At 55.7% G+C, this 20,572-nt stretch carries 24 protein-coding genes; 17 read left to right on the top strand and 7 right to left on the bottom strand.

Annotation, left to right across the window (positions count from 1 at the left end):
- Window positions 1-5: 5 nt before the first annotated feature.
- From FFI90_RS10970 to FFI90_RS10950, 5 genes are all read left to right on the top strand, one after another.
- A complete protein-coding gene (locus FFI90_RS10970) occupies window positions 6-1,421 on the top strand; it encodes a cbb3-type cytochrome c oxidase subunit I (RefSeq protein ID WP_144778039.1) in 1,416 nt (471 codons plus the stop codon).
- Window positions 1,422-1,486: 65 nt separating this feature from the next.
- On the top strand, window positions 1,487-2,455 hold the full coding sequence (locus tag FFI90_RS10965) for a 4Fe-4S binding protein (RefSeq protein ID WP_144778038.1): 969 nt from the start codon (window positions 1,487-1,489) through the stop codon (window positions 2,453-2,455).
- 11 nt (window positions 2,456-2,466) lie between these two features.
- Window positions 2,467-4,290: a nitric oxide reductase activation protein NorD gene (locus FFI90_RS10960; RefSeq protein ID WP_144778037.1), complete on the top strand. Its 1,824-nt coding sequence runs from the start codon at window positions 2,467-2,469 to the stop codon at window positions 4,288-4,290.
- Between the two features lies 1 nt (window position 4,291).
- Window positions 4,292-4,891 (top strand): cytochrome c oxidase subunit 3, encoded by a 600-nt coding sequence (locus FFI90_RS10955; protein WP_246123487.1) that lies wholly within the window; start codon window positions 4,292-4,294, stop codon window positions 4,889-4,891.
- Window positions 4,892-4,903: 12 nt separating this feature from the next.
- Window positions 4,904-5,143, top strand: a complete 240-nt coding sequence (locus tag FFI90_RS10950; RefSeq protein WP_144778036.1) for a cytochrome C oxidase subunit IV family protein — start codon at window positions 4,904-4,906, stop codon at window positions 5,141-5,143.
- Window positions 5,144-5,218: 75 nt separating this feature from the next.
- Here FFI90_RS10950 and FFI90_RS10945 read toward each other — a convergent pair whose 3' ends face one another.
- The 6 genes from FFI90_RS10945 to FFI90_RS10920 form a co-directional block, all read right to left on the bottom strand.
- A complete protein-coding gene (locus tag FFI90_RS10945) occupies window positions 5,219-5,551 on the bottom strand; it encodes a pentapeptide MXKDX repeat protein (RefSeq protein ID WP_144778035.1) in 333 nt (110 codons plus the stop codon).
- A gap of 128 nt (window positions 5,552-5,679) precedes the next feature.
- Entirely contained in the window at window positions 5,680-6,054 is a 375-nt protein-coding gene (locus FFI90_RS10940) for a hypothetical protein (RefSeq protein WP_144778034.1), read from the bottom strand.
- Complete coding sequence (locus FFI90_RS10935; RefSeq protein ID WP_144778033.1) at window positions 6,020-6,808, bottom strand: CbbQ/NirQ/NorQ/GpvN family protein; 789 nt, start codon at window positions 6,806-6,808, stop codon at window positions 6,020-6,022. The genes FFI90_RS10940 and FFI90_RS10935 overlap by 35 nt, the downstream gene beginning before the upstream one ends.
- A 16-nt stretch (window positions 6,809-6,824) precedes the next feature.
- Window positions 6,825-7,514, bottom strand: a complete 690-nt coding sequence (locus tag FFI90_RS10930) for a PhnD/SsuA/transferrin family substrate-binding protein (RefSeq protein ID WP_186317960.1) — start codon at window positions 7,512-7,514, stop codon at window positions 6,825-6,827.
- A 40-nt stretch (window positions 7,515-7,554) separates the two neighbouring features.
- Entirely contained in the window at window positions 7,555-8,802 is a 1,248-nt protein-coding gene (locus tag FFI90_RS10925; RefSeq protein WP_186317959.1) for a cytochrome D1 domain-containing protein, read from the bottom strand.
- 24 nt (window positions 8,803-8,826) lie between these two features.
- Complete coding sequence (locus FFI90_RS10920; protein ID WP_246123485.1) at window positions 8,827-9,192, bottom strand: c-type cytochrome; 366 nt, start codon at window positions 9,190-9,192, stop codon at window positions 8,827-8,829.
- Between the two features lie 225 nt (window positions 9,193-9,417).
- On the opposite strand from FFI90_RS10920, the gene FFI90_RS10915 reads away from it, so the two are divergent.
- The 11 genes from FFI90_RS10915 to FFI90_RS10865 all read left to right on the top strand — a co-directional run bounded on the left by FFI90_RS10915 (window position 9,418) and on the right by FFI90_RS10865 (window position 18,537).
- On the top strand, window positions 9,418-11,142 hold the full coding sequence (locus tag FFI90_RS10915) for a nitrite reductase (RefSeq protein ID WP_144778031.1): 1,725 nt from the start codon (window positions 9,418-9,420) through the stop codon (window positions 11,140-11,142).
- A gap of 37 nt (window positions 11,143-11,179) precedes the next feature.
- Window positions 11,180-11,644, top strand: a complete 465-nt coding sequence (locus FFI90_RS10910) for an Lrp/AsnC family transcriptional regulator (RefSeq protein WP_144778030.1) — start codon at window positions 11,180-11,182, stop codon at window positions 11,642-11,644.
- Entirely contained in the window at window positions 11,641-12,186 is a 546-nt protein-coding gene (gene ahbB, locus FFI90_RS10905) for a siroheme decarboxylase subunit beta (RefSeq protein WP_144778029.1), read from the top strand. Before FFI90_RS10910 ends, ahbB (FFI90_RS10905) begins: the two co-directional genes overlap by 4 nt.
- Window positions 12,187-12,214: 28 nt before the next feature.
- The gene (locus FFI90_RS10900) at window positions 12,215-12,658 is read left to right on the top strand and encodes an Lrp/AsnC family transcriptional regulator (RefSeq protein ID WP_246123540.1); all 444 of its coding nucleotides are present in this window, start codon (window positions 12,215-12,217) and stop codon (window positions 12,656-12,658) included.
- A gap of 25 nt (window positions 12,659-12,683) precedes the next feature.
- Window positions 12,684-13,157, top strand: a complete 474-nt coding sequence (gene ahbB, locus FFI90_RS10895; protein WP_246123538.1) for a siroheme decarboxylase subunit beta — start codon at window positions 12,684-12,686, stop codon at window positions 13,155-13,157.
- A 16-nt stretch (window positions 13,158-13,173) separates the two neighbouring features.
- Window positions 13,174-14,370, top strand: a complete 1,197-nt coding sequence (nirJ, locus tag FFI90_RS10890) for a heme d1 biosynthesis radical SAM protein NirJ (protein WP_144778026.1) — start codon at window positions 13,174-13,176, stop codon at window positions 14,368-14,370.
- Window positions 14,371-14,380: 10 nt separating this feature from the next.
- Window positions 14,381-15,244 (top strand): uroporphyrinogen-III C-methyltransferase, encoded by an 864-nt coding sequence (cobA, locus tag FFI90_RS10885; RefSeq protein ID WP_144778025.1) that lies wholly within the window; start codon window positions 14,381-14,383, stop codon window positions 15,242-15,244.
- A 47-nt stretch (window positions 15,245-15,291) separates the two neighbouring features.
- Complete coding sequence (locus FFI90_RS10880) at window positions 15,292-16,785, top strand: nitrite reductase (RefSeq protein ID WP_144778024.1); 1,494 nt, start codon at window positions 15,292-15,294, stop codon at window positions 16,783-16,785.
- Window positions 16,786-16,885: 100 nt separating this feature from the next.
- Window positions 16,886-17,587 carry a Crp/Fnr family transcriptional regulator gene (locus FFI90_RS10875; protein ID WP_144778023.1) on the top strand — a complete coding sequence of 234 codons (702 nt, stop codon included), beginning with the start codon at window positions 16,886-16,888 and terminating at the stop codon, window positions 17,585-17,587.
- Window positions 17,588-17,678: 91 nt separating this feature from the next.
- Window positions 17,679-17,858 carry a hypothetical protein gene (locus tag FFI90_RS10870; protein WP_246123483.1) on the top strand — a complete coding sequence of 60 codons (180 nt, stop codon included), beginning with the start codon at window positions 17,679-17,681 and terminating at the stop codon, window positions 17,856-17,858.
- Between the two features lie 181 nt (window positions 17,859-18,039).
- Window positions 18,040-18,537, top strand: coding sequence for an acyl-CoA thioesterase (locus FFI90_RS10865; protein WP_144778022.1), 498 nt, complete (start codon window positions 18,040-18,042; stop codon window positions 18,535-18,537).
- 16 nt (window positions 18,538-18,553) lie between these two features.
- Here the strand turns inward: FFI90_RS10865 and FFI90_RS10860 are convergent, their stop codons facing one another.
- Window positions 18,554-19,117, bottom strand: coding sequence for a Yip1 family protein (locus FFI90_RS10860; protein ID WP_144778021.1), 564 nt, complete (start codon window positions 19,115-19,117; stop codon window positions 18,554-18,556).
- Between the two features lie 118 nt (window positions 19,118-19,235).
- Here FFI90_RS10860 and FFI90_RS10855 point away from each other — a divergent pair, with 118 nt between their 5' ends.
- Window positions 19,236-20,396, top strand: coding sequence for an NnrS family protein (locus FFI90_RS10855; protein ID WP_144778020.1), 1,161 nt, complete (start codon window positions 19,236-19,238; stop codon window positions 20,394-20,396).
- Window positions 20,397-20,572 lie beyond the last annotated feature (176 nt).

Genomic DNA, 20,572 nt, shown 5'->3' with positions numbered 1-20,572 from the left:
TAGATATGAAATACGAATCTCAACGGGTCGCCATGCCCTACTTTATCTTCGCCCTGATTCTGTTTGCCGGCCAGATTGTGTTCGGGTTGGTTCTGGGCTTGCAATATGTCGTAGGTGATTTTCTGTTTCCGGAAATCCCCTTTAACGTTGCGCGGATGGTTCATACCAACCTGCTCATCGTCTGGCTGCTTTTCGGCTTTATGGGTGCAACCTACTACATGGTGCCTGAAGAAGCGCAAACCGAGCTTTACAGCCCGCTGCTTGCGTGGATTCTGTTCTGGGTCTTTGCCGTTGCCGGCACGCTAACGATTCTGGGTTACCTGTTCGTGGATTACGCCACTCTGGCTGATATCACCATGAACAAATTGTTGCCAACCATGGGCCGCGAGTTCCTGGAACAGCCGACGATTACGAAAATCGGTATAGCTTTGGTGGTGGTCGGATTCCTGTTCAACATTATGATGACCGCTCTGAAAGGCCGCAAAACCGTCGTCAATATTGTGCTGATTACCGGCTTGATCGGCCTGGCCGTGCTCTGGCTGTTCTCTTTCTATAACCCCGGCAACCTGGCCACCGACAAATACTTCTGGTGGTTTGTAGTGCACCTGTGGGTTGAAGGCGTATGGGAACTCATCATGGGCGCCATCCTCGCCTACGTGCTGATCAAAATCACTGGCGTAGACCGGGAGGTTATCGAGAAGTGGCTTTACGTGATCATCGCCATGGCACTGATTACCGGCATTATTGGTACCGGGCACCACTTCTTCTGGATTGGGCCACCTGAGTACTGGCTGTGGCTGGGCTCTATATTCTCGGCCTTGGAACCTCTGCCATTTTTCATGATGGTGCTATTCGCCTTCACCATGATCAACCGGCGTAAGCGCAATCACCCCAACAAGGCCGCTACACTGTGGGCCATGGGTACGGCGGTCATGGCTTTCCTGGGCGCGGGCGTGTGGGGCTTCCTGCATACTCTGGCTCCAGTAAACTATTACACCCACGGTACTCAGCTCACGGCAGCCCACGGCCATATGGCCTTCTACGGCGCCTATGTGATGATCGTGCTTACCATCATTTCCTACGCCGTACCGATCATGCGTGGCCGGCCTTATGGCAACAGCAATACGGCGCAGGTTGTGGAAATGTGGGGCTTCTGGCTGATGACCATTTCCATGGTCTTCATCACGCTGTTCCTGACCGGTGCAGGCATCCTGCAAATCTGGCTGCAACGCATTCCGGAGAGCGGTGAAGCCCTGTCATTCATGGCCACCCAGGACAACATCTCGCTGTTCTACTGGGCACGCATGATTGCCGGCTGCTTCTTCATGGCCGGGCTTGTGGTGTACTTCTGCAGCTTCTTTATCAAGGGCCAGGCGTCTTTCGACGAGGAAGTCCGCGGCGCGGCTATTCAAGACGTATAAGCCGCCGTCGTGAAACTCACCAGGGCCGGAACTCGTTTCCGGCCCTGCCTATCCGGAACTGAACTGTGACCGTGCAGCAAGCAAACCCCAAGGACACACTCCAGAGCAAGCGCCTGATCACTCGCGCTGCGTTCTTTGGGCTGTTCCTGCTGGCACCGGTTTTGAATATTTTTCGCTATGACTTAACGGAAGCCCGATTTGTTGTTCTCGGTTTTCCGCTTTCGTTCAACCTGAATCTCGACTGGGTGGTGCAGAGTTCCCCTGTGGACGTCGCCAGCCAGGTTCTGCTGTGGTTTATTCTCCCCATTCTTGTTCTGGTTCCCCTTGTGCTTTGGGTTGCCTGGAAATGGGGCCGCATCTACTGCGGTTGGCTGTGCCCACATTTTTCTGTGGTGGAAATCATCAACAGCCTGATGACCCGCATTACAGGCCGCCCGACACTATGGGAAGCCCTGAGGAAAGGCCGACGCGGCAAGGTCATTCACTGGGCGGGGCTGACATCCGTGTGCAGCCTGATTGGCTTTTCCTGGGCTCTGGCTATGCTTTCTTACCTGTTGCCACCCATCCCGTTATATACGGACTTGGTCACCGGCAACCTGGCCTTCTACCCAACGGTGTTTCTGGCCATAGCCACCACCGTTTTTACCCTGGACTTCCTGTTTGCACGCCACCTGTTCTGTAAATACGGCTGCGCCTTTGGCGTGGTACAGAGCATTGCCTGGATGACCCACGGCCGTGGCCATCTGGTTACTTTTGATACTACCCGTGCGGCGGCCTGCCGCGACTGCACCAAGGCCTGCGACGAGGCCTGCCCCATGCGGCTGCCCACTCGCAGCCACAAACGTGCAAAGTTTTCCTGCACCCAATGTCTGCAATGCGTGAGCGCTTGCCGTGAAGTGCAGAAAAACAACCCGGAAGGCAGCTTGCTGCACTGGCAACCCGGTGAGCCTAGCCGGCAGACGGTTCTCATCCCAATTCACCTGCTGGATACTAACCACCAGCCTGCCAGCAAACCCGCCCGGCAGCGGGCCTGAAGGAGTTCGAGATGGAAGAGTGGGTCGGCTACAAATGGCATGAATACATTACCCGCCAAGCTCTGGGCGAATTTCCCGAGCACGCCGTTTACCTGAAAGACGAAGCTCGCAGCCTGGGCATTGTGTTCCGCGCCTTCGGGGGCGACCCGGCACTCAGCCTGGTGACCGCAGAACCCCGGCACTTCCGCCTGCGTCGGAAGTTTTTGCACAAACTCGCGGGAACACATCGCAAATTTGAACTGGCCTGGCGGGACGACCAAAACCTGCGTCTGCCGGAGAGAATCGCCCGGTTCCCTTCCAAACAGTTGAACCGGGATCTCTATATCTGGCTTGCTGCTCTCGCGGCTTCGCCGGCTCCATCTGACAGCGACTGGTTCACCGGCAACCAGGCTCTGGTGCAGGGCGTTCTCGCGCGCTGGCCAGGGCTGGAAAAGGTTTACCAGCGCCTGGTCAAGCAAGTTTTGTACTGGCGCCCTGATCCCGAAAGCCTGACTGCTCAGGAAGCGACCCGCGAACAGGCAATCCGACAGGCCCTCATCCATCCGGGCAGTGTTCCTTCCCTGCCCGCCGCCGACAACGATCTATGGCCGGTCATTCTCTGGCTGTACCCCGCTCTGGAGCAAGGCAAAGCCAACGGGCAGGTAACCGGCGATGAGGATACCCAATCCAGCCCCGGCGGTCTTACCAAGAAAAACAAACGCAAACAGGCAGAACGGGTGGAAGCCTTCAATCGCGACCAGGGCCTGATGCTCTTTCGGCTGGAAAGCCTGTTCTCCTGGACCGAGTTCATTCCGGTTGACCGGGCGGGCGACGATACCGACGAAGAAGATGCCGAAGCCGTTGCGAATGATATGGACATAATCTCCGTATCCAACGACCGCAAGGAAACTTCATCGGCCATCAAGTTTGATCTCGACCTGCCCTCGGAGGAGCACGACGACCTGCGCCTTGGTCCGGGCATTCACTTGCCGGAGTGGGATTGGCGCAGCCAGAGTTATCGAGACGCATTCTGCTGCCTGCAGCCCATGCTGGCAAAAGACGCCGTGCCCGCTGAGCTTCCGGAAGCACTACGTCGGCCGGCAAAGCGTCTGCAACGGCAATTCAGCGCTCTGAAGCCTCTGAAGCAATGGCAAAAGCGGCAAATGGACGGCGATGAGCTGGATCTCGACGCCTGCCTTGAGCGGGAAGTTCAAAACCGGCGTGGCCAAGGGATTATTGACCAGAAATTGTTCCGCCGTTGCCAGCAAAGCCAGCGTGATCTCGCCTGTCTGGTACTGGCGGATGTGTCACTCTCGACCGAAACCTATATCAACAACCATCAGCGGGTGATCGACGTTGCCCGGGACGGACTGCAACTGCTCAGCGAAGCCCTGCAGGCCAGCCGCGATCCCTTTGCTCTGTTTGCATTTTCATCGCGACGGCGCGACCACGTGCGATTCCATCATCTGAAAAGCTTTGATGAAGCCTACACCAGCACCATTCGAGGCCGCATACAGGCACTGGAACCAGGGTTCTATACCCGCATGGGCGCCGCTATTCGCCAGGCGACCAAACTGCTACAGGCGCGCCACGAGCATCAGAAGATTCTGCTACTGCTGACCGACGGCAAGCCCAACGACCTCGACATCTACGAAGGCCGATACGGCGTGGAAGACACCCGCATGGCGGTGCAGGAAGCCCAAAAAGCCGGACTGACACCGTTCTGCGTGACTATTGATGACGAAGCGAGCGAATACCTGCCTTATGTGTTCGGCAGCAACAACTTCGTGGTGATTCGCGACCCGGCACAGTTGCCGTTGCAGCTCCCCAAACTCTATCTGAATCTGACGCACTGATATGAGCGATATGACTGACTTGGCTCTTGAGCCCGAACCGGAATCCGGTGCACGCCAGCTACCTGGCGATATCGCGGCATGGATATTCATCTTCGCCGAACTGGCCGTCTTCGGCATTATGTTTATCGGCTTCGCGGTCGCCCGCAGCCTGGATCCAGCCACGTTCCACGCCGGTCGCGAAGTTCTGCACCCGTTGATCGGGCTGCTTAATACGGCCGCACTGATCACCGCCAGCTACCTGGTCGCAACATCGGTTCATCAACTCCGTCACCGACGCTCTGGCGTGCAATGGCGCCTCTGGCTGGCTGTTGCGGTTTCCTGCATTTACACCGTGGGCAAAGTTTATGAGTACGTGAACCTTTATAGCCAGGGCTATAACCTGGGTACAGATACTTTCTTCATGTTCTATTTCTTTCTGACGTTCTTTCACTTCATGCATGTAATTCTTGGGCAGGTCATCCTGATCGTTCTGGCCGTAAAAGTCGGCAACGGTGACTACGATGGTTCGGATATGAACGGCATGGAATCCGGCGCTTCGTACTGGCACATGGTGGACCTGGTGTGGCTGGTGTTGTTTCCGATGATATACGTTCTCGCCTAGGGAGGGCTTACGATGCTGACGGTCTATTTTGCATTGATGATTTGCACCGCCTTGCCAGTGATCGCACTTAAGGCTGGAATTGGCCCTGAATTTCTGGCTTGGTTGGTTTTTGGACTGGTGATTGTGAAAGCTATGCTACTGGTGGACCACTTCATGGAGATGAAGCACGCACCGCGCGGGTGGAGGCTGATTGCCCAGTCATGGGCGCCTGTGGTGATTGTGGCAATTGCAGGGTTTCATACATTTACGTGAGCTATGGTCTGATCAGATCCGCCCGGAGCGCAGCCGGGCGGATGATATGCTTGAAACGCCAGACGACTGCCTATCCTATGATTTCCCCATACCGTCTTTCATGTGCTTATCTTTCTTCATATCGTCATGCATCATGCTGTCATCTTTTTTCATGTCGTCGTGCTTCATGCCATCGTCTTTTTTCATGTTATCTTTCATCATTTCGTCTTTCTTCATTTCATCTTTCTTCATTTCATCTTTCTTCATGTCGTCTTTCTTCATGTCGTCATGCATCATGCCGTCATCTTTCATCGTAGCACTGTGATTCGTGTTGTCGCTTTTACCCATCTCATCAGCATTGGCCAAGCTTACACCCATCCCGGCAACAGTAATCGCTGCCGCAAGAAACATTCGAGTCAGCTTCTTCATACACTTCTCCCGGTATTTGTTATTAGCCAGAGGCATCTGCCCCCGGCTCTAACAACCATCATGCACGTACCGGTTCACAGAGACTTAACGCAGAGCTAAAGAATTTATCCCGAAAAGATCACGTTGAGTCAGAGCCACTTGGTCGGAAAGTATGGCATTTTCTCCGACATCGCTTGCGCCAAGGAAACAATTCCCCAGAGCACAAAGCCCGTATGCAAGGCGATTGCCCAAACCAACGCAAATGTCCCGAAATGTCCCACATCACCGAAGAACATCCAGCTAAGAGCAACACCCGAACTGATCAGCACAAACCCAATCAGTGACATGAACATAGCGGCACGGGTGTGAGCCCGGCGCAGCTCATTGGTTTCGGAACTTTTCATAAACAGCCAGAGTAAAATCACGAAACCGATAACCGGAGTTGCCAACAAATTCAGCAAATACCAGACAACTGGCACTATCGCCCCGCTAGCGGGTTTCTTCCGGGCGCCCGAATACTGCATATACCACCTCCATCAATGAAATAACCGTTGCTTCGTCGTCTGACAATGGCTCGATCATGCCTGCGCGACAGGCTACCTCTGCTGGCAAACCAGCACGTATCAAAAGGGCCGTGTGTATCAATAACCGGGTTGATGCAGCCTCTTCCAGATCGTGATCTTTAAGATTACGCAGCGCTGTCGCAAGACTCACGAGCTGCTTGGCAAGATCACGGTCGCAACCGGATTCTTCCGTCACGATGGTTTGCTCCGCCTCTTCAGAGGGATAATCAAACCGCAGGGATACAAATCTCTGGCGAGTACTGGGCTTCATGCCTTTGAGCAGGCTCTGGTATCCCGGGTTGTAGGAGACCACCAACATAAAACCTGGTGCTGCGATCAGCAGTTCACCGGTGCGTTCTATTGGCAGCTCCCGGCGGTCGTCCGCCAGCGGGTGCAGGACCACGGTTGTATCTTTGCGTGCTTCCACCACCTCATCAAGATAACAAATGCCGCCTTCGCGCACCGCGCGAGTCAGCGGGCCATCTTGCCAATAGGTACCTTCCGGTCCGATCAGATGTCGCCCAACCAGATCGGCTGCGGTCAAGTCGTCGTGGCAGGCTACGGTATAAACCGGCCGATTGAGCTTCTCTGCCATATAACGGACAAACCGGGTTTTACCGCAGCCGGTGGGCCCCTTGATCAGAACCGGCAGGCCATTGTTGGCTGCGGCCTGGAACAGTTCTATTTCATTACCAACTGGCTGGTAAAACGTCATGTATTACAGTCCTCTGTTACTGATCATCAGTTCTGGCAAAGCCATGAACCCATTCTGGAAAAACCTCGAACGCCTGCTTGTCGTCCGCTCGCCTCAGATTACCAAGCGCTTCTTCGCAGGCCAGTGCCTGCTCACTCCACCCATTACCCCGGTACCAGCCTACTGACTTTACCGGGTCGCCGAGCCAGGTGATCACCAGATCCCGGCTTTCAAGAAACTGGCCGGCAAACCCCGCCTCGGAGGCCGCAGCATGAGTGTTGTTATGCAGCAAAAGTCCCAGTGCCGAGCTAAAGTCTCCAGATTCATAGAATCTTGCCGGGGCCGGATAGACACCGGCTGCCTCCAGTGCGGCAAGCGGCAGCGCCGATGCCAGCGGGTCCCGACCCGCAACTGTGGCCAGGTCCCGCTCCGCCAAATCGGAAACCGAACGGACTCCGGCCGTTCTGCGGGTGACCCAGACTGAGCGAGGCCAGTCGCCATCGCGGTTCTTCGCACTCAATACAACCGTGCCCTGACTGTCTTGAGCAGACAAGCTGAACATCAGTGCCGCTGCCTCGGGTTCGCGGTTAAAACGAATCTCGGCCAGGCATCCCTGCCTTGCCAAGTGCTGGCTGAGGCGGTAGCGCGCAACGTCTGTTACGCGAGTGACCGAATCAATAGTCAATACAATTGGCTGAAGCCCTTCGGCCGTTATCGCAGCCGGCATACATAGTAGAAGCGCCGTAAATGCCAGCGCTTGAGTGTGCCTATAACCCAAGTGCATGGGCCCGGCTGGTAAAGAAAATGCCGCTGGGTTTTTGCGCGTCCAGTTCTGCAACGGGTTCCAGAGTCGTTGTGTTGTAAACCGTAACCCGGTTGCTGTCTCTCGACGAGATCCAAACCTCTTCACCTCGGGGGGTAAACTCCATGTGCAGCACCGCTTTGCCAGGCTCCAGTGTGCGGATGATTTTACGGGTCTGGGAGTCGATCACCTGAACCACATCGTTTTTCGGGTGCGCAAAGCTCACCCAGATTCTTCGGTTATCGGGACTGGCCATCACGAAAACCGGCTGGCCTTGTACCGATATTTTGTCCACCAGTGACCAGTCATTCATATCAGCTACCAGCACTTGATGGTGCCCAACTGCCGGCACGAATGCGCGACCATCAGCAACAGTCCACCCCTCAAGGTGAGGCATTTTGTAGACGGGGAGTTGCTGTTCACCTTTGCCGTAATTGGGCAGAATTTCGGTAACTCCGGCATCCGTATCCCAGAGGTCCAGCATTGAAAGACCATCTTCGCCAAACAGGCCAGCAATGTAGTAGCGCCCGTCCGGTGTGATCATGGAATCATAGGGTGCTTTACCGGCCTCGAAACGGGTCACTTCGGGCTTGCTGCCTGCAACGCCATCCGGCATATCAAGAATCCAGATCTGCCCGGCATCAAACAGGCTGAACACAAAACGGTTGCCCGGTGCGTCTACCAGCCCAACGGTTTTGGAACGCGCGGTTTCACCATTTTCACGGATATAGGTAGCAGGGATATCGGCGATCAGCTCAAGAGTCTGGCTGTCAAAGACTTTCACCCCACCTGGCTCGTAGTTGGACACCGCAACGTAGCGGCCATCCTGGGAGATAGCGCCACCAATGCTGTTACCGGACTGGATCACCCTGCCAACAATAGACTGCGTAAGCAGATCCACTTTGGTAAGGCCACCATCACGGCCAAATACGAAGCCGTAACGCGCATCACGGGAATATACAATGGAAGCGTGAGACAGATCCCCCAGCCCTTCAATACGGCGGATCACACTGTGGGTAGTGGTGTTGATAACCAGCAAAGAACCGGTCGCCCGTTCAACAATAAGACCCAGGTCGCCGGTGCCCATCAAGCTGTCAGCCATCGCGTTCTGCGCACTATCATCAGAAACAGAAAGAGCCTGGCAACCGCTCAGCAACACCGAAAACAGTGACAATAACAACACGCGCTTTGCACAGCGGGTTATCCAAAACATCTGGTACATCCTCCGGGCTAATTGTCAGGGCGATACCAGCGTACCGGCCTTTAACTGATGACTGATCCAATCAATATCGGCGGGAGCCAACAAAGGCTTCCAGGGCGGCATTGCGGTGCCCGGGATGCCTTCACGAATTATGGCGGCTATGGCGTCTTCAGGCAGGTGACTCAGGTTTTCAGGCCTTAAGGGCGGGCCAAGCCCACCCTTAAGGGTCAGCCCGTGGCACGAGCCGCAGTCCTGCACAACAAAGTTTTCAAGATCAGCCAGGTGACGCGACGGTTCCAACTGCTCGTTTGCCAACAATGCCGATGGCGCCAAAACCAGCATCAATAACACCATTGTGGCGCTGGCCTGCAGCCTGATCTGACCCCTTTCGGAACGATTCACGACTCGCTTTCTCCCATGGCTCTGCAGCGGGTTTTCACATGGTGGTGCCGCCAGTCAAATTCATCTTTGATATTGGTTAAAAACACCGCCCGCCACAACAACTCTTTGGTTATACCCATGGGTGGGTACTCAGTGGACAAATAACATCTATATGATTTAAATCAATGTTCATCAGGGTAAAGAAGACAAACCTAACAACACTCTTAACTCAAAGGAGAGAACCTGATGAGAGCAACCCATTTATTCCTGAAACCACTGGCGCTTGCCGTGGCTGTCGCGTCGTTCGGCGTGATGACCGCAAGTGCCGCCCCGAAGAACGCCGACCCCGCCGAAACCGCCTATGAGGGCACTTCCAGCCCCATCGCTTCGGAGTCTGCCAAAGTTGTCCGCTCACCGGGCGCGCCAGACCTTACCGATGCAGAGTTTGAAAAATCCAAAAAGATCTTCTTCGAGCGTTGCGCCGGTTGCCATGGCGTGTTGCGCAAAGGCGCCACTGGCAAAGCTCTAACCCCGGACATCACGCAGGAAAGAGGCATTGACTACCTCAAGGCCTTCATCACATACGGCTCCCCCGCCGGCATGCCGAACTGGGGTACCTCAGGTGACCTTACCGAAGCAGAAGTCGAGATGATGGCCAAGTACCTGATGCACGAGCCACCCGCACCCCCCGAGTGGGGTCTGGCCGACATGAAAGAAACCTGGGAAGTGCTCATCGCCCCGGAAGACCGGCCCAACAAACAGATGAACGATCTGGACCTTGAGAACCTGTTCAGCGTTACTTTGCGGGACGCGGGTGAGATTGCCCTGATCGATGGCGAGTCCAAAGAAATCGTGGAAGTCATCAAAACCGGCTATGCCGTCCACATTTCCCGAATGTCCGCCTCCGGCCGCTACCTGTTCGTGATTGGTCGCGATGCGGCAATCAACATGGTTGACTTGTGGATGGAGCATCCAGACACAGTTGCCAAGATCAAGATTGGCCTGGAAGCACGTTCGGTAGAAACCTCCAAATACAAAGGCTATGAGGACAAATACGCGATTGCTGGCGCTTACTGGCCACCGCAGTTTGTGATCATGGATGGCGAAACTCTGGAACCGAAAAAAATCGTCGCTACCCGGGGCATGACCGTAGGTACCCAAGAGTACCATCCGGAGCCACGGGTTGCCGCTATCGTTGCGTCTCACGCGCACCCTGAGTTCATTGTTAACGTGAAAGAAACCGGCAAGATCATGCTGGTCAATTACGAAAACCTGGATAGTCTCAACACTACCACCATTGATGCGGCAAGATTCCTGCACGATGGCGGCTGGGACAGCAGCATGCGGTACTTCCTGACTGCGGCAAACCAGTCCGACAAGATCGCAGTGGTCGACTCCAAAGAGCGTGAACTGGAAGCCCTGGTGGATGTGGGCAAAATCCCTCACCCCGGCCGTGGCGCCAACTTTGTAGACCCGGAGCATGGCCCGGTTTGGGCTACCAGCCACTTGGGCGACCCGACCATCCAGATGATTGGTACCGATCCAAAAGGTCATCCTGACAAAGCCTGGAAAGTCGTTCGCACCCTCAATGGTCAAGGCGGCGGCTCACTGTTCATCAAGACCCATCCAAAGTCCAAAAACCTGTACGTCGATACTGCCCTTAACCCGGCAGAGTCGGTCAGCCAAAGCGTTGCGGTGTATGACATCGACAATCTGGAAGGCGGCTACGAAGTATTGCCAATTGCCGAATGGGCAAATCTGGGCGAAGGCCCCAAACGCGTTGTTCAGCCGGAATACAACGTGGCGGGCGACGAAGTCTGGTTCTCTGTATGGAATGGCAAAGAGCAGAAGTCGGCCATCGTAGTGGTGGACGACAAGACCCGTAAGCTGAAAAAGGTTATCGACGACGAGCGTCTGGTCACTCCGACTGGCAAGTTCAACGTCTACAACACTCAGCACGACGTCTACTAGAGAGCGCTAAGCCGCGCCGACCCGGAGGAGACGAGCGATGAGACTGGATCATACGGACCAGCAACTGATCAATCACTTTCAGCGGCATTTGCCGGTGTGTGAACGGCCTTATCTGGAGATGTCCCGGCAACTGGGCATTTCCGAACAGGAGGTCATTGAACGGTTGCAATCGCTGCAGTCTCGCGATGTCGTCGGCCGGGTCGGGCCGGTGTTTGAACACAGCCAGGCAGGTGCAAGCCTGCTGGCTGCAGTGGCGGCTCCGGACGACCAAATGGACATGGTAGCTGCCCGTATTAACCGTGCTCCGGGGGTGAATCACAACTACGCCCGAGAGCACGCCTACAATCTCTGGTTTGTCATGACCGCGCCGGATAACGAATTACTGGAAGAGCATCTAGACGAACTGGAACAGGAACTGAAATTGCCCATGCTGCGCCTTCCCATGGTGGAGGGTTATCACATTGACCTGGGCTTCGATATCGACTGGGACGCCTTGTCATGAGCCAACCATTTCCGGCAGATTATCTGGCCCCTGATTCCGCATCGCCAGCTTCAAGTGAAGTAAGTGCATGGGGGCTGCTGCGACTCCGGCAACAACTTGAACAGGGATTGCCACTTGCACCCAGACCCTATCTGGCACTTGCCGAGCGTACAGGTCTCACCGAGCAGGAAGTGATAAGTGCCATTACCCAGTGGCAGGAGCAGGGCCTGATAAAGCGCTTTGGGCTTGTGGTGAAACACCGCACCCTGGGCTACACCGCCAACGCCATGGTGGTCTGGAACATCCCTGATGAGCAGGTACAGGCATTGGGGAAATCCATGGCCGGCGTGCCATTTATCACCCTTTGTTACCAACGCCCGAGACGCCTCCCGGACTGGCCTTACAATCTGTTCTGTATGATTCACGGCACGAATCGCGAGCGGGTGCTGGCACAACTGGAGGGTCTGATCGCTGACCACAACCTTCAGCACATACGACATTCCGTACTGTTCAGCAATAAAGCCTACCGGCAGCGCGGAGGTCGCTATGTCAGCCACGATTGAATCCCGCCGCCAGGCCCCCGTTGCGGATCTGAGCCCGGTTGAGAAGGTTCTGATCAACCGCTTACAGCACGGTTTGCCGCTGGTGCCCCACCCTTACGCGGCAGTCGCAGAAGAACTCAATCTCAGCGAGCAACAAGTATTGAGCACGGTTAAAAACCTGCTCGCCGAGGGCGTACTGACACGCTTTGGCCCCATGTTTCACGCCGGCGAATTGGGTGGCGGCCTCACTCTGGCGGCCATGCGCATTCCCGAGGTGGATTTCGAGCGGGTTACCGAACAGGTAAACAGCTTTGATGAAGTCGCCCACAACTACCGTCGCGAGCACGACCTGAACATGTGGTTTGTACTGGCAACCGAAACCCAGGGCGCCATTGAAAATACCATCGGCGCCATTGAAGAAACCACCGGTTACCCGGTTTACAACATGCCAAAGGAGCAGGAGTTCCATGTCCACCTCCACTTCCCTGTCTGATACCGAAACACAAAACGGCTTCGCAATGACAGAGCGCGACCGCGAACTGATTCTTGCCACCCAGGCTGGCCTGCCACTGGTATCCGACCCCTGGGCTGAGCTGGGCAAGCAACTGGACATGAATGCGGCTGAGGTGCTCGCCCGCTTCCAGGCCATGCAGCAAGCCGGTGTGATACGCCGCGTTGCCGCAGTGCCCGATCACTATCGCCTGGGCTATCGCTACAACGGCATGACCGTATGGGACCTGGCTGATGATCGTATTGCAGAGCTTGGCGTCGCCATTGGTGAACTGCCGTTCGTGAGCCACTGTTATCGCCGTCCACGCCACCTGCCCTACTGGTCGTTCAACCTGTTTGCCATGGTTCACGGCACCACCCGGGAAGAGGTAGAAGATAAGGCCGCACAGATTCGTGCCGTGCTGGGCGACGCCTGCCAGCAGCACACCATTCTTTACAGCTCGGCCATCCTGAAGAAAACCGGCCTGCGGCTGCGCAAATAACGCAAGGGGAAGCACCATGTTCAGAATGACGCGCTATATAAAAAGCCTGATGAATCCGTTCCCGGTGAGAGCCATCCCCAAGCCCTCCGGCCCGGTGGTAATCTGGAACCTGATTCGCCGCTGCAACCTCACCTGCAAACACTGCTATTCAATTTCTGCAGATATTGATTTCAAGGGTGAGCTGAGCACTGATGAGGTCTATACCGTGATGGACGACCTCAAAGCTTATGGCGTTCCGGTGCTGATTCTTTCCGGCGGAGAGCCACTGATGCGGCCGGACATTTTCGAGATCTCACGTCGTGCCAAGGACATGGGCTTTTACGTGGGCCTGTCCAGCAATGGCACCCTGATTACTGAGGACAACATTCAGCAGATTGCCGACGCGGGATACGATTACGTGGGCATCAGCATTGACGGCCTGGAAGAAACCCACGACGAATTCCGCCAAAAAAAGGGCGCCTTTGCCGCCTCCATGAAAGCGGTCAAGCTGTGCAAAGATGTCGGTATTAAAGTGGGCCTGCGCTTCACCCTCACACAGGACAACGCAGTGCAACTGCCAGACATGCTTAACCTGCTGGACGAGCATGATATCGACAAGTTCTACCTCTCGCACCTGAACTACTCCGGTCGAGGCGGTCGCAACCGCAAGCGTGACGCCTGGTATGACATGACCCGGGATGCGATGAACCTGTTGTTCAACCATTGCCACGAAGAGCTGAAGCGCGGCATCGAGCGCGAATACGTGACCGGTAATAACGATGCTGATGGGCCTTTCCTGCTTCAGTGGGCCGCAGAACACTATCCGGATCAGGTGCCGGCCCTGGAGCAACGGCTGCTTAACTGGGGTGGCAACTCCTCCGGCCAGAACGTGTCCAACATCGACAACCTGGGCGTCGTCCACCCTGATACTTTCTGGTGGGACTACAACCTGGGAAACGTGCGCGAAAAGCCCTTTTCGCGAATCTGGTCAGAAGCAAATGATGAGCTAATGCAAGGCTTCCGGCAGAAACCACGGCCAGTGAAAGGCCGCTGTGCCCAGTGCCAATATCTGGCCATCTGCAACGGTAACACCCGGGTACGAGCCTACAATGTTTCCAGTGATTATTGGGAAGAAGACCCCGGCTGTTACCTCACCAACGAAGAGATTGGCGTTCTCGACATGCCCAGACGCATCGCCGCCGCGGCGATCGAAATCCCGGTCAACAATCTGTAAGGAACGCAGCATGACAGTCAGTCAGAGAAAGAAGTGTCTGGTGGAATTCCAGTTGGCGGAACAGCCCTTGCGAGCCGGTGAAGTTGCCATTGTAGGCGCAGGCCCCGGTGATCCCGGCCTGCTGACGCTCAGAGCCCTGATGCTGATCCAGCAGGCGGACGCCATCGTTTACGACCGGCTGGTGTCGCCACAGATCATGGAGCTGGTGAACCCGGGCGCCGAGCGAATCCACGTAGGCAAAGCCAGCGGCTGCCATTACGTGGCTCAGGAAGACACCAATGAACTTCTGGTTCAATTAGCGGTAAAGCAGCGTCGCGTGGTGCGGCTGAAAGGCGGAGACCCATATATTTTCGGCCGTGGCGGTGAAGAAGCCGAGTTTCTGGTGGATAACGACATCGATTTTCTGGTGGTGCCCGGCATTACCTCCGCAGCCGGCTGCGCCTCCTACTGCGGCATTCCCCTTACACACCGGGATTACGCACAAAGCGTGACCTTCATAACCGGGCACCGCAAAGCTGACCACTCCCTGGACCTGAACTGGAAAGTGCTGGCAGCGCCAGGCCAGACCTGCGTGTTTTACATGGGCCTGCATAATGCGCCCACCATAGTGCGGGAGCTGATGGCCAACGGCCTGTCCGGCGAATGCCCGGTGGCACTGGTGGAGCGTGGCACAACCCCGCAACAGCATATGGCCGTGACCACACTTGAAAATCTGGAAGAAACCATCCGCATGGAAGGCTTCCAGCCGCCTACCCTGATCATTGTGGGCGAAGTGGTGCAACTGGCAGAAAAACTCGCGCAACCGGCCCAGGCAGGCTGGAACAGTGCATTAATCGGGCCGGCTGCGGCCACGGCGACGCGACGGCCCGCATAAACGAAACAGACCTGAACACATTACCAACGCTCCAAACTGGAAACTCGATGCAACAGCCCCTGAAAATCCTGATGCTGACCGCAGGCCTGCTGGCCTCACCAATTATCGCTGCCAGCACCGATGCACAAACCGAAGCCCTGTATCAGCAGCACTGCGCAAGCTGTCACGGCAGCGACAGGCTCGGCGGCATGGGCCCCGCCTTGCTGCCGGATAACCTCTCGCGCCTGAAAAAAGACCAGGCTGAAGACGCCATTCGTAACGGTCGTCCCGCCACCCAGATGCTCGGCTTTGCCGATACTCTGAACGCCGAATCGATCACCGCCCTGGCGGAATATATCTACCAGCCGCCTGCACAAGAACCGATTTGGGGCAAAAGTGAAATTACCGCCAGCCATCTGTTACCCCACCCGGCAGGCTCACTCCCTGACAAGCCGGCTTATGACGCCGACATGATGAACCTCTTTCTGGTGGTGGAAATTGGCGACCACCACGTAACCTTGTTGGACGGCGACAGCATGGAGCCCATCCACCGCTTCGCCAGCCGCTACGCCCTGCACGGCGGCCCCAAATACAGCCCTGACGGACGCTATGTCTATTTCGGCTCACGGGATGGCTGGATTACCAAATACGACCTCTACAACCTGAAAGTCGTTGCAGAAGTCCGCGCCGGCATCAACATGCGCAACATCGCTGTCTCTGCTGATGGCGAACACGTAATGGCGGCCAATTATCTGCCCCACACGCTGGTATTGTTCGATGCGGAAAACCTCGACCTGCTGGAAATAATCCCCGTTGAAAACGACGCCAAAGAGAGCTCAAGGGTAAGCGCCGTTTATGCCGCTCCGCCCCGGAACAGCTTCATCGCCGCCCTGAAAGACATTCCGGAAGCCTGGGAAATCACTGTAGAAAACGACAAAGCCAAAGTACGCAGAATGCAAACCGACACCTGGCTTGACGACTTCTTCTTCGACCCTGGCTACGAACACCTTATCGGCGCTGCACGCGATGGCAAACACGGCCTGGTGATCAACATGGACACCGGAAAAACCACCGCCGACCTACCCCTGCCCGGCATGCCCCACCTGGGCTCCGGCATCACTTGGGACTACCAGGGCACACGGGTAATGGCCACCCCCCACTTCCGCTCGAACGCCGTTTCCATCATCGACATGGACACCTGGAAAGTGATCAAAACCCTGGAAACAGCCGGACCAGGCTTCTTCATGCGCAGCCACGAAAACTCACGCTACGCTTGGGTAGACGTTTTCTTCGGCCCCAACAAAGACAAAGTCCACGTTATCGACAAACAGACTCTGGAAATCGTAAAAACCCTCCAGCCTGCCCCAGGCAAAGTAGCCGCCCATGTTGAATTCGACCGCTACGGCAAAAAACTGCTACTGAGCATCTGGGACGAAGAAGGCGCCGTAATCGTCTACGACGCCGATACCCTGGAGGAAGAAAAACGAATCCCGATGAACAAGCCTTCGGGCAAATACAACGTGTGGAACAAAATCAACTACGAAGAAGGAACCAGTCACTGAGCCTATATCGAGTAGGTGAAAATGCCTTAATGATTTAAGTCATTTCCGTTAGCGCCTTTCTGTTAGGATAATTGACACATATTTCAACGGCACTAATGCAATGACCCGCACTCTCAAACCCAACGTGTCGTCCTCTCCCTGCATGCTGGGAGAGGACAATCCGGACATCATCCAGCAGGAGCCGGCCCCACAGTCCGTGGCCTTGCTCAACGGTCTGAGCCGTGTCTTCGGGATAAGGCTGAACGAAAAACAGGAGAATCCGGACACAAGGTTTTTGAGTGATCTGACCCGGTTGTTTCATCAACGCCGGGTGGATGCCGAAGCGCAAATGGAAAAACACGACACCCCCTGGGCCAACGTGTACCTGATCCAGCACGGCATTATGCGCCTGTTCCGTGAAGCGCCCAGTGGCAAAGTGGCGGTGCACCACTTCTTTACGGAAGGCGACATGGTCTGGCCGGTGTTCGGGCGCAGCCGCACGGTGCGCAACACGCTTTGCCTCACCGCAGTCACCCCCGCCACCGTTTGGGTTGCCGATTTTGCTGCCTTTCGATCGGCCATTCAGTCCCATGGCGAAGGCCTCTGGCCGCAGTTTGCAATGGCCCTGACCGAAGAGTTGGCGGAGCTGACCAGCATGCGAGAATTTCGCAAGCACACCATGTCGGCGAAAGAGCGTTATCAACTGCTGTGTGAAGAATATCCCGAGCTGGTAAGGCGCGTACCAGATAACCAGCTAGCCTCGTGGCTGGGCGTGGTGCCCGCAACCTTCTCCCGGCTCAAAACCGGTGCAATAAAGTACTGACAAACCGCGCACAATATCGTCACCAGCAGTCATTGCGTACAGGTGTACGCTGAAGTACCGTGTTGCCATAATCAACACGGATCCTTCCACAATGACGACATCACCAACGCCCACCCATCCGACTCACCAGCGAATAGAAGAATGGCTGAACAGCGCTACCCATGGCATCGGCGCACTGCTCAGCGTAATCGGCACCATCGCGTTGATCGTTGGCGGCAGTGCCTGCCATTTCAGCGCCATCTATTTTGGCGTGCTGCCTTACGCTGCATAATTGCAGCAGATACCGGAACGAGCTTTCGAACGCCGGCGACGAAGCCACACAAAAAGCCCTTTTCGAAAGGCTGTTGGCCAAGCACTATGAGCAGGGTAAAGCCAGGTGCAGGGCACGACCGGCGGCGCCCAATGATCGACACCTGGTAGGCACATTATTCTCAAGAACAAGGAAAGCAGCGATGACACAATCACAGGAAGCGCCTGAACAAGAGTACTCGGCTGATCAGCCGTTCAGGTATTTCATGCAGGTTCGGTACAGCGAATGTGATGCCCAACAAGTGGTTTTTAACGCCCGTTATGGGGATTATATCGATCTTGCAGCGACGGAATTTCTGCATCACCTGAGTGCAGACGATCCCTCGTCAGATAACGCTTTCGATTACCAGGTGGTTAAACTGACGATCGAGTGGAAGGCTCCTGCTCGCTATCGCGACAAGCTGGAAATATCAGTCCGCACAACTCACTTGGGCAACACGTCTTTTGCCTTGACCACGGATATCCGTAACGCGACTACTGGGGAGTTTTTGGCTACGGGGGAGATGATTGGTGTGGCTGTCCACCCCAGGACTCTCGGAAAAGTTTCCATACCTGAAGCCATAAAGTACGCCATGAAAAACGGCGGCCAAGGTCAGTCTGTTGATCATGCGGGACTTTTCACGGCCCCACAGACCATCTGACCTCAAACAGCCACAATCAGTATGCCCAAACCATAGCCAGCAGGAGAACCCAGGCGAGCAACGACGCCGCCATAACGGTATAGGTCGCGGACATGGTGAGAACGTCGTCCTGAGTGCGACCGCACACGGATCTCAGGCCTTGGTAAACCAGAGTGCACGACAGCGCCATCGCTGCCAGAACGACGATCACACTGAATGCCACGGAGGGCACGAGCAACGCCAGCGACGACAGCCACAGTGGAAGCGGTGCAATTGCGGCAAGCAGATAGGCGTTATTGTAACTGACTTCGAGTTTGTGACTTTCCGCCACCGCATGAATCAGCCACCCCATCACAAAGAACGTCAGCAGTTCTGCGAGAAAGAGAATGGTGGTAATGAAGCGCCATTCCTTACCTGCGAACCCCGCAATGAAGTCATCACCGTAATGGGTTCCGGCGTAGTAAAGCATCACGGGAGGCAAAAGCGACATGGGTACCACAATGAACCACGCGAGCATGGGTATGGACAGCTGCCTGCGTTGAAGTTCGCCCCAACCTCCATTGCTGGAAAACGGCAGTTTAAGCAAGCTTGAAACGTTCATGATGGATCTCCTTTGTCTCTGGCGGAGACATTTGCCTCACGGGACTGCGTCTGCAATATTATTATGGTTTTCATTTATTCTTTTTAGGCGCCTCACGCCAAACCGTCAATTGACCGGGATGATCTTGAACAAGTCAGACAACAGGCGTAAGCAAAAACCTCAGGCGTTTTGGCTGTTTTTCCCTGCCGCAAGCCTGCTGGCCGCGCTATCGGTTCCGCTTTCTGTGTGGGCAGTGTGGTCCGGAACCGGTTGGCCTGCGGGGCTGCTTGGTGCCGGGCATGGGCACGAATTGATTTTCGGTTTTGCGCTGGCCCTGGTGGCGGGCTACACCCTCGGCCCTCAAACTGCTGCAGTGCTTTATCCGCTGTTTGCCCTCTGGCTGGCAGCACGAGTTAGCTGGATTTTCTTTCCTGATGCTCTTCTGGCCCAGCTTCTGGGCCCTGCATTTGCCCTGCTGCTTGCCTGGCACGTGGTGCCGCGCTTCAACGCCGCAAAAAAATGGCGCAACAAAATGGTAGGCCCTCTCATTCTGTTGATCTGCCTGCTTGCCGTCGCTTTCTGGCTTTCTACGGCAGTGAGTTTGTCGCACACACCTTGGTGGCCTGGCCCATTCAAGCTCATGCATTCAGCCATCTTGGGGCTGCTGTTACTGATGACGTTTATGGGAGGGAGGGTCATTGCGCCGGCGGTCGCGGGTACATTGGAAAAGAAAGGCGTCCCACTGGAGGCACGCGTTCAGCCGCGCATCGAGGGCATGCTGATTGCTGTGTTGGGTTGCCCGGTTTTTCTGGTGGCGTTTCCCGCAACAAACACGATCACCGGCAGCCTGCTGGTGGTCGCGTCAGGGCTGATCATCCTGCGCACCCTGCGCTGGAAACTCTGGCTATGCCCGGAGCGACCGGACTTGCAGGTTTTGGCGGTGGGTTATCTCTGGCTCGCCGTTGGCGCACTTGCCACCGGTATTGCGTTGCTGCGCGGCACTGCGCTGGCCCCTTCGTTGCATCTCATTACCATCGGAGCATTGGGCACCTTATCTACCAGCGTGATGCTTCGTTTGGCCTGGCAACGAAGCCATCGCAAAGCCCCTGTTGCCGCGGAGGTCTTTCCCATCGCAGCACTGGTCCTTGGTGCTGCAACCTCTCGGTTTATGGCCGGCGAATCACCATTCAGCGAACCTGCGTTGCTATGGTTCTCGGCCAGCGTTTGGGTACTGGCCTATTTGTGGGTAGCTCTGAGGCTCTTCGTTCTCGCTAAGCATGCGAAAAACCGCAGGAAATGAGTGGCTACCTCTCCTGCGCCAATCGCCACGACGCTTACCCATTTGGTGATATTCCTTCTATATCTCGTTGAAAAACAGAGATTTAAACACCATGAACCCTTGCTTTCTGAAGGCCCTTTAATACACCCCCATCCCAACAACCTTTTCCTTGATATATGTCATGATTTAACAGGTGC

Source organism: Marinobacter maritimus, assembly GCF_007671675.1.
Lineage (GTDB): Bacteria > Pseudomonadota > Gammaproteobacteria > Pseudomonadales > Oleiphilaceae > Marinobacter > Marinobacter maritimus.
Note: the sequence above shows the minus strand (reverse complement) of the source record. Positions and strands in the feature narration are given on the sequence as shown.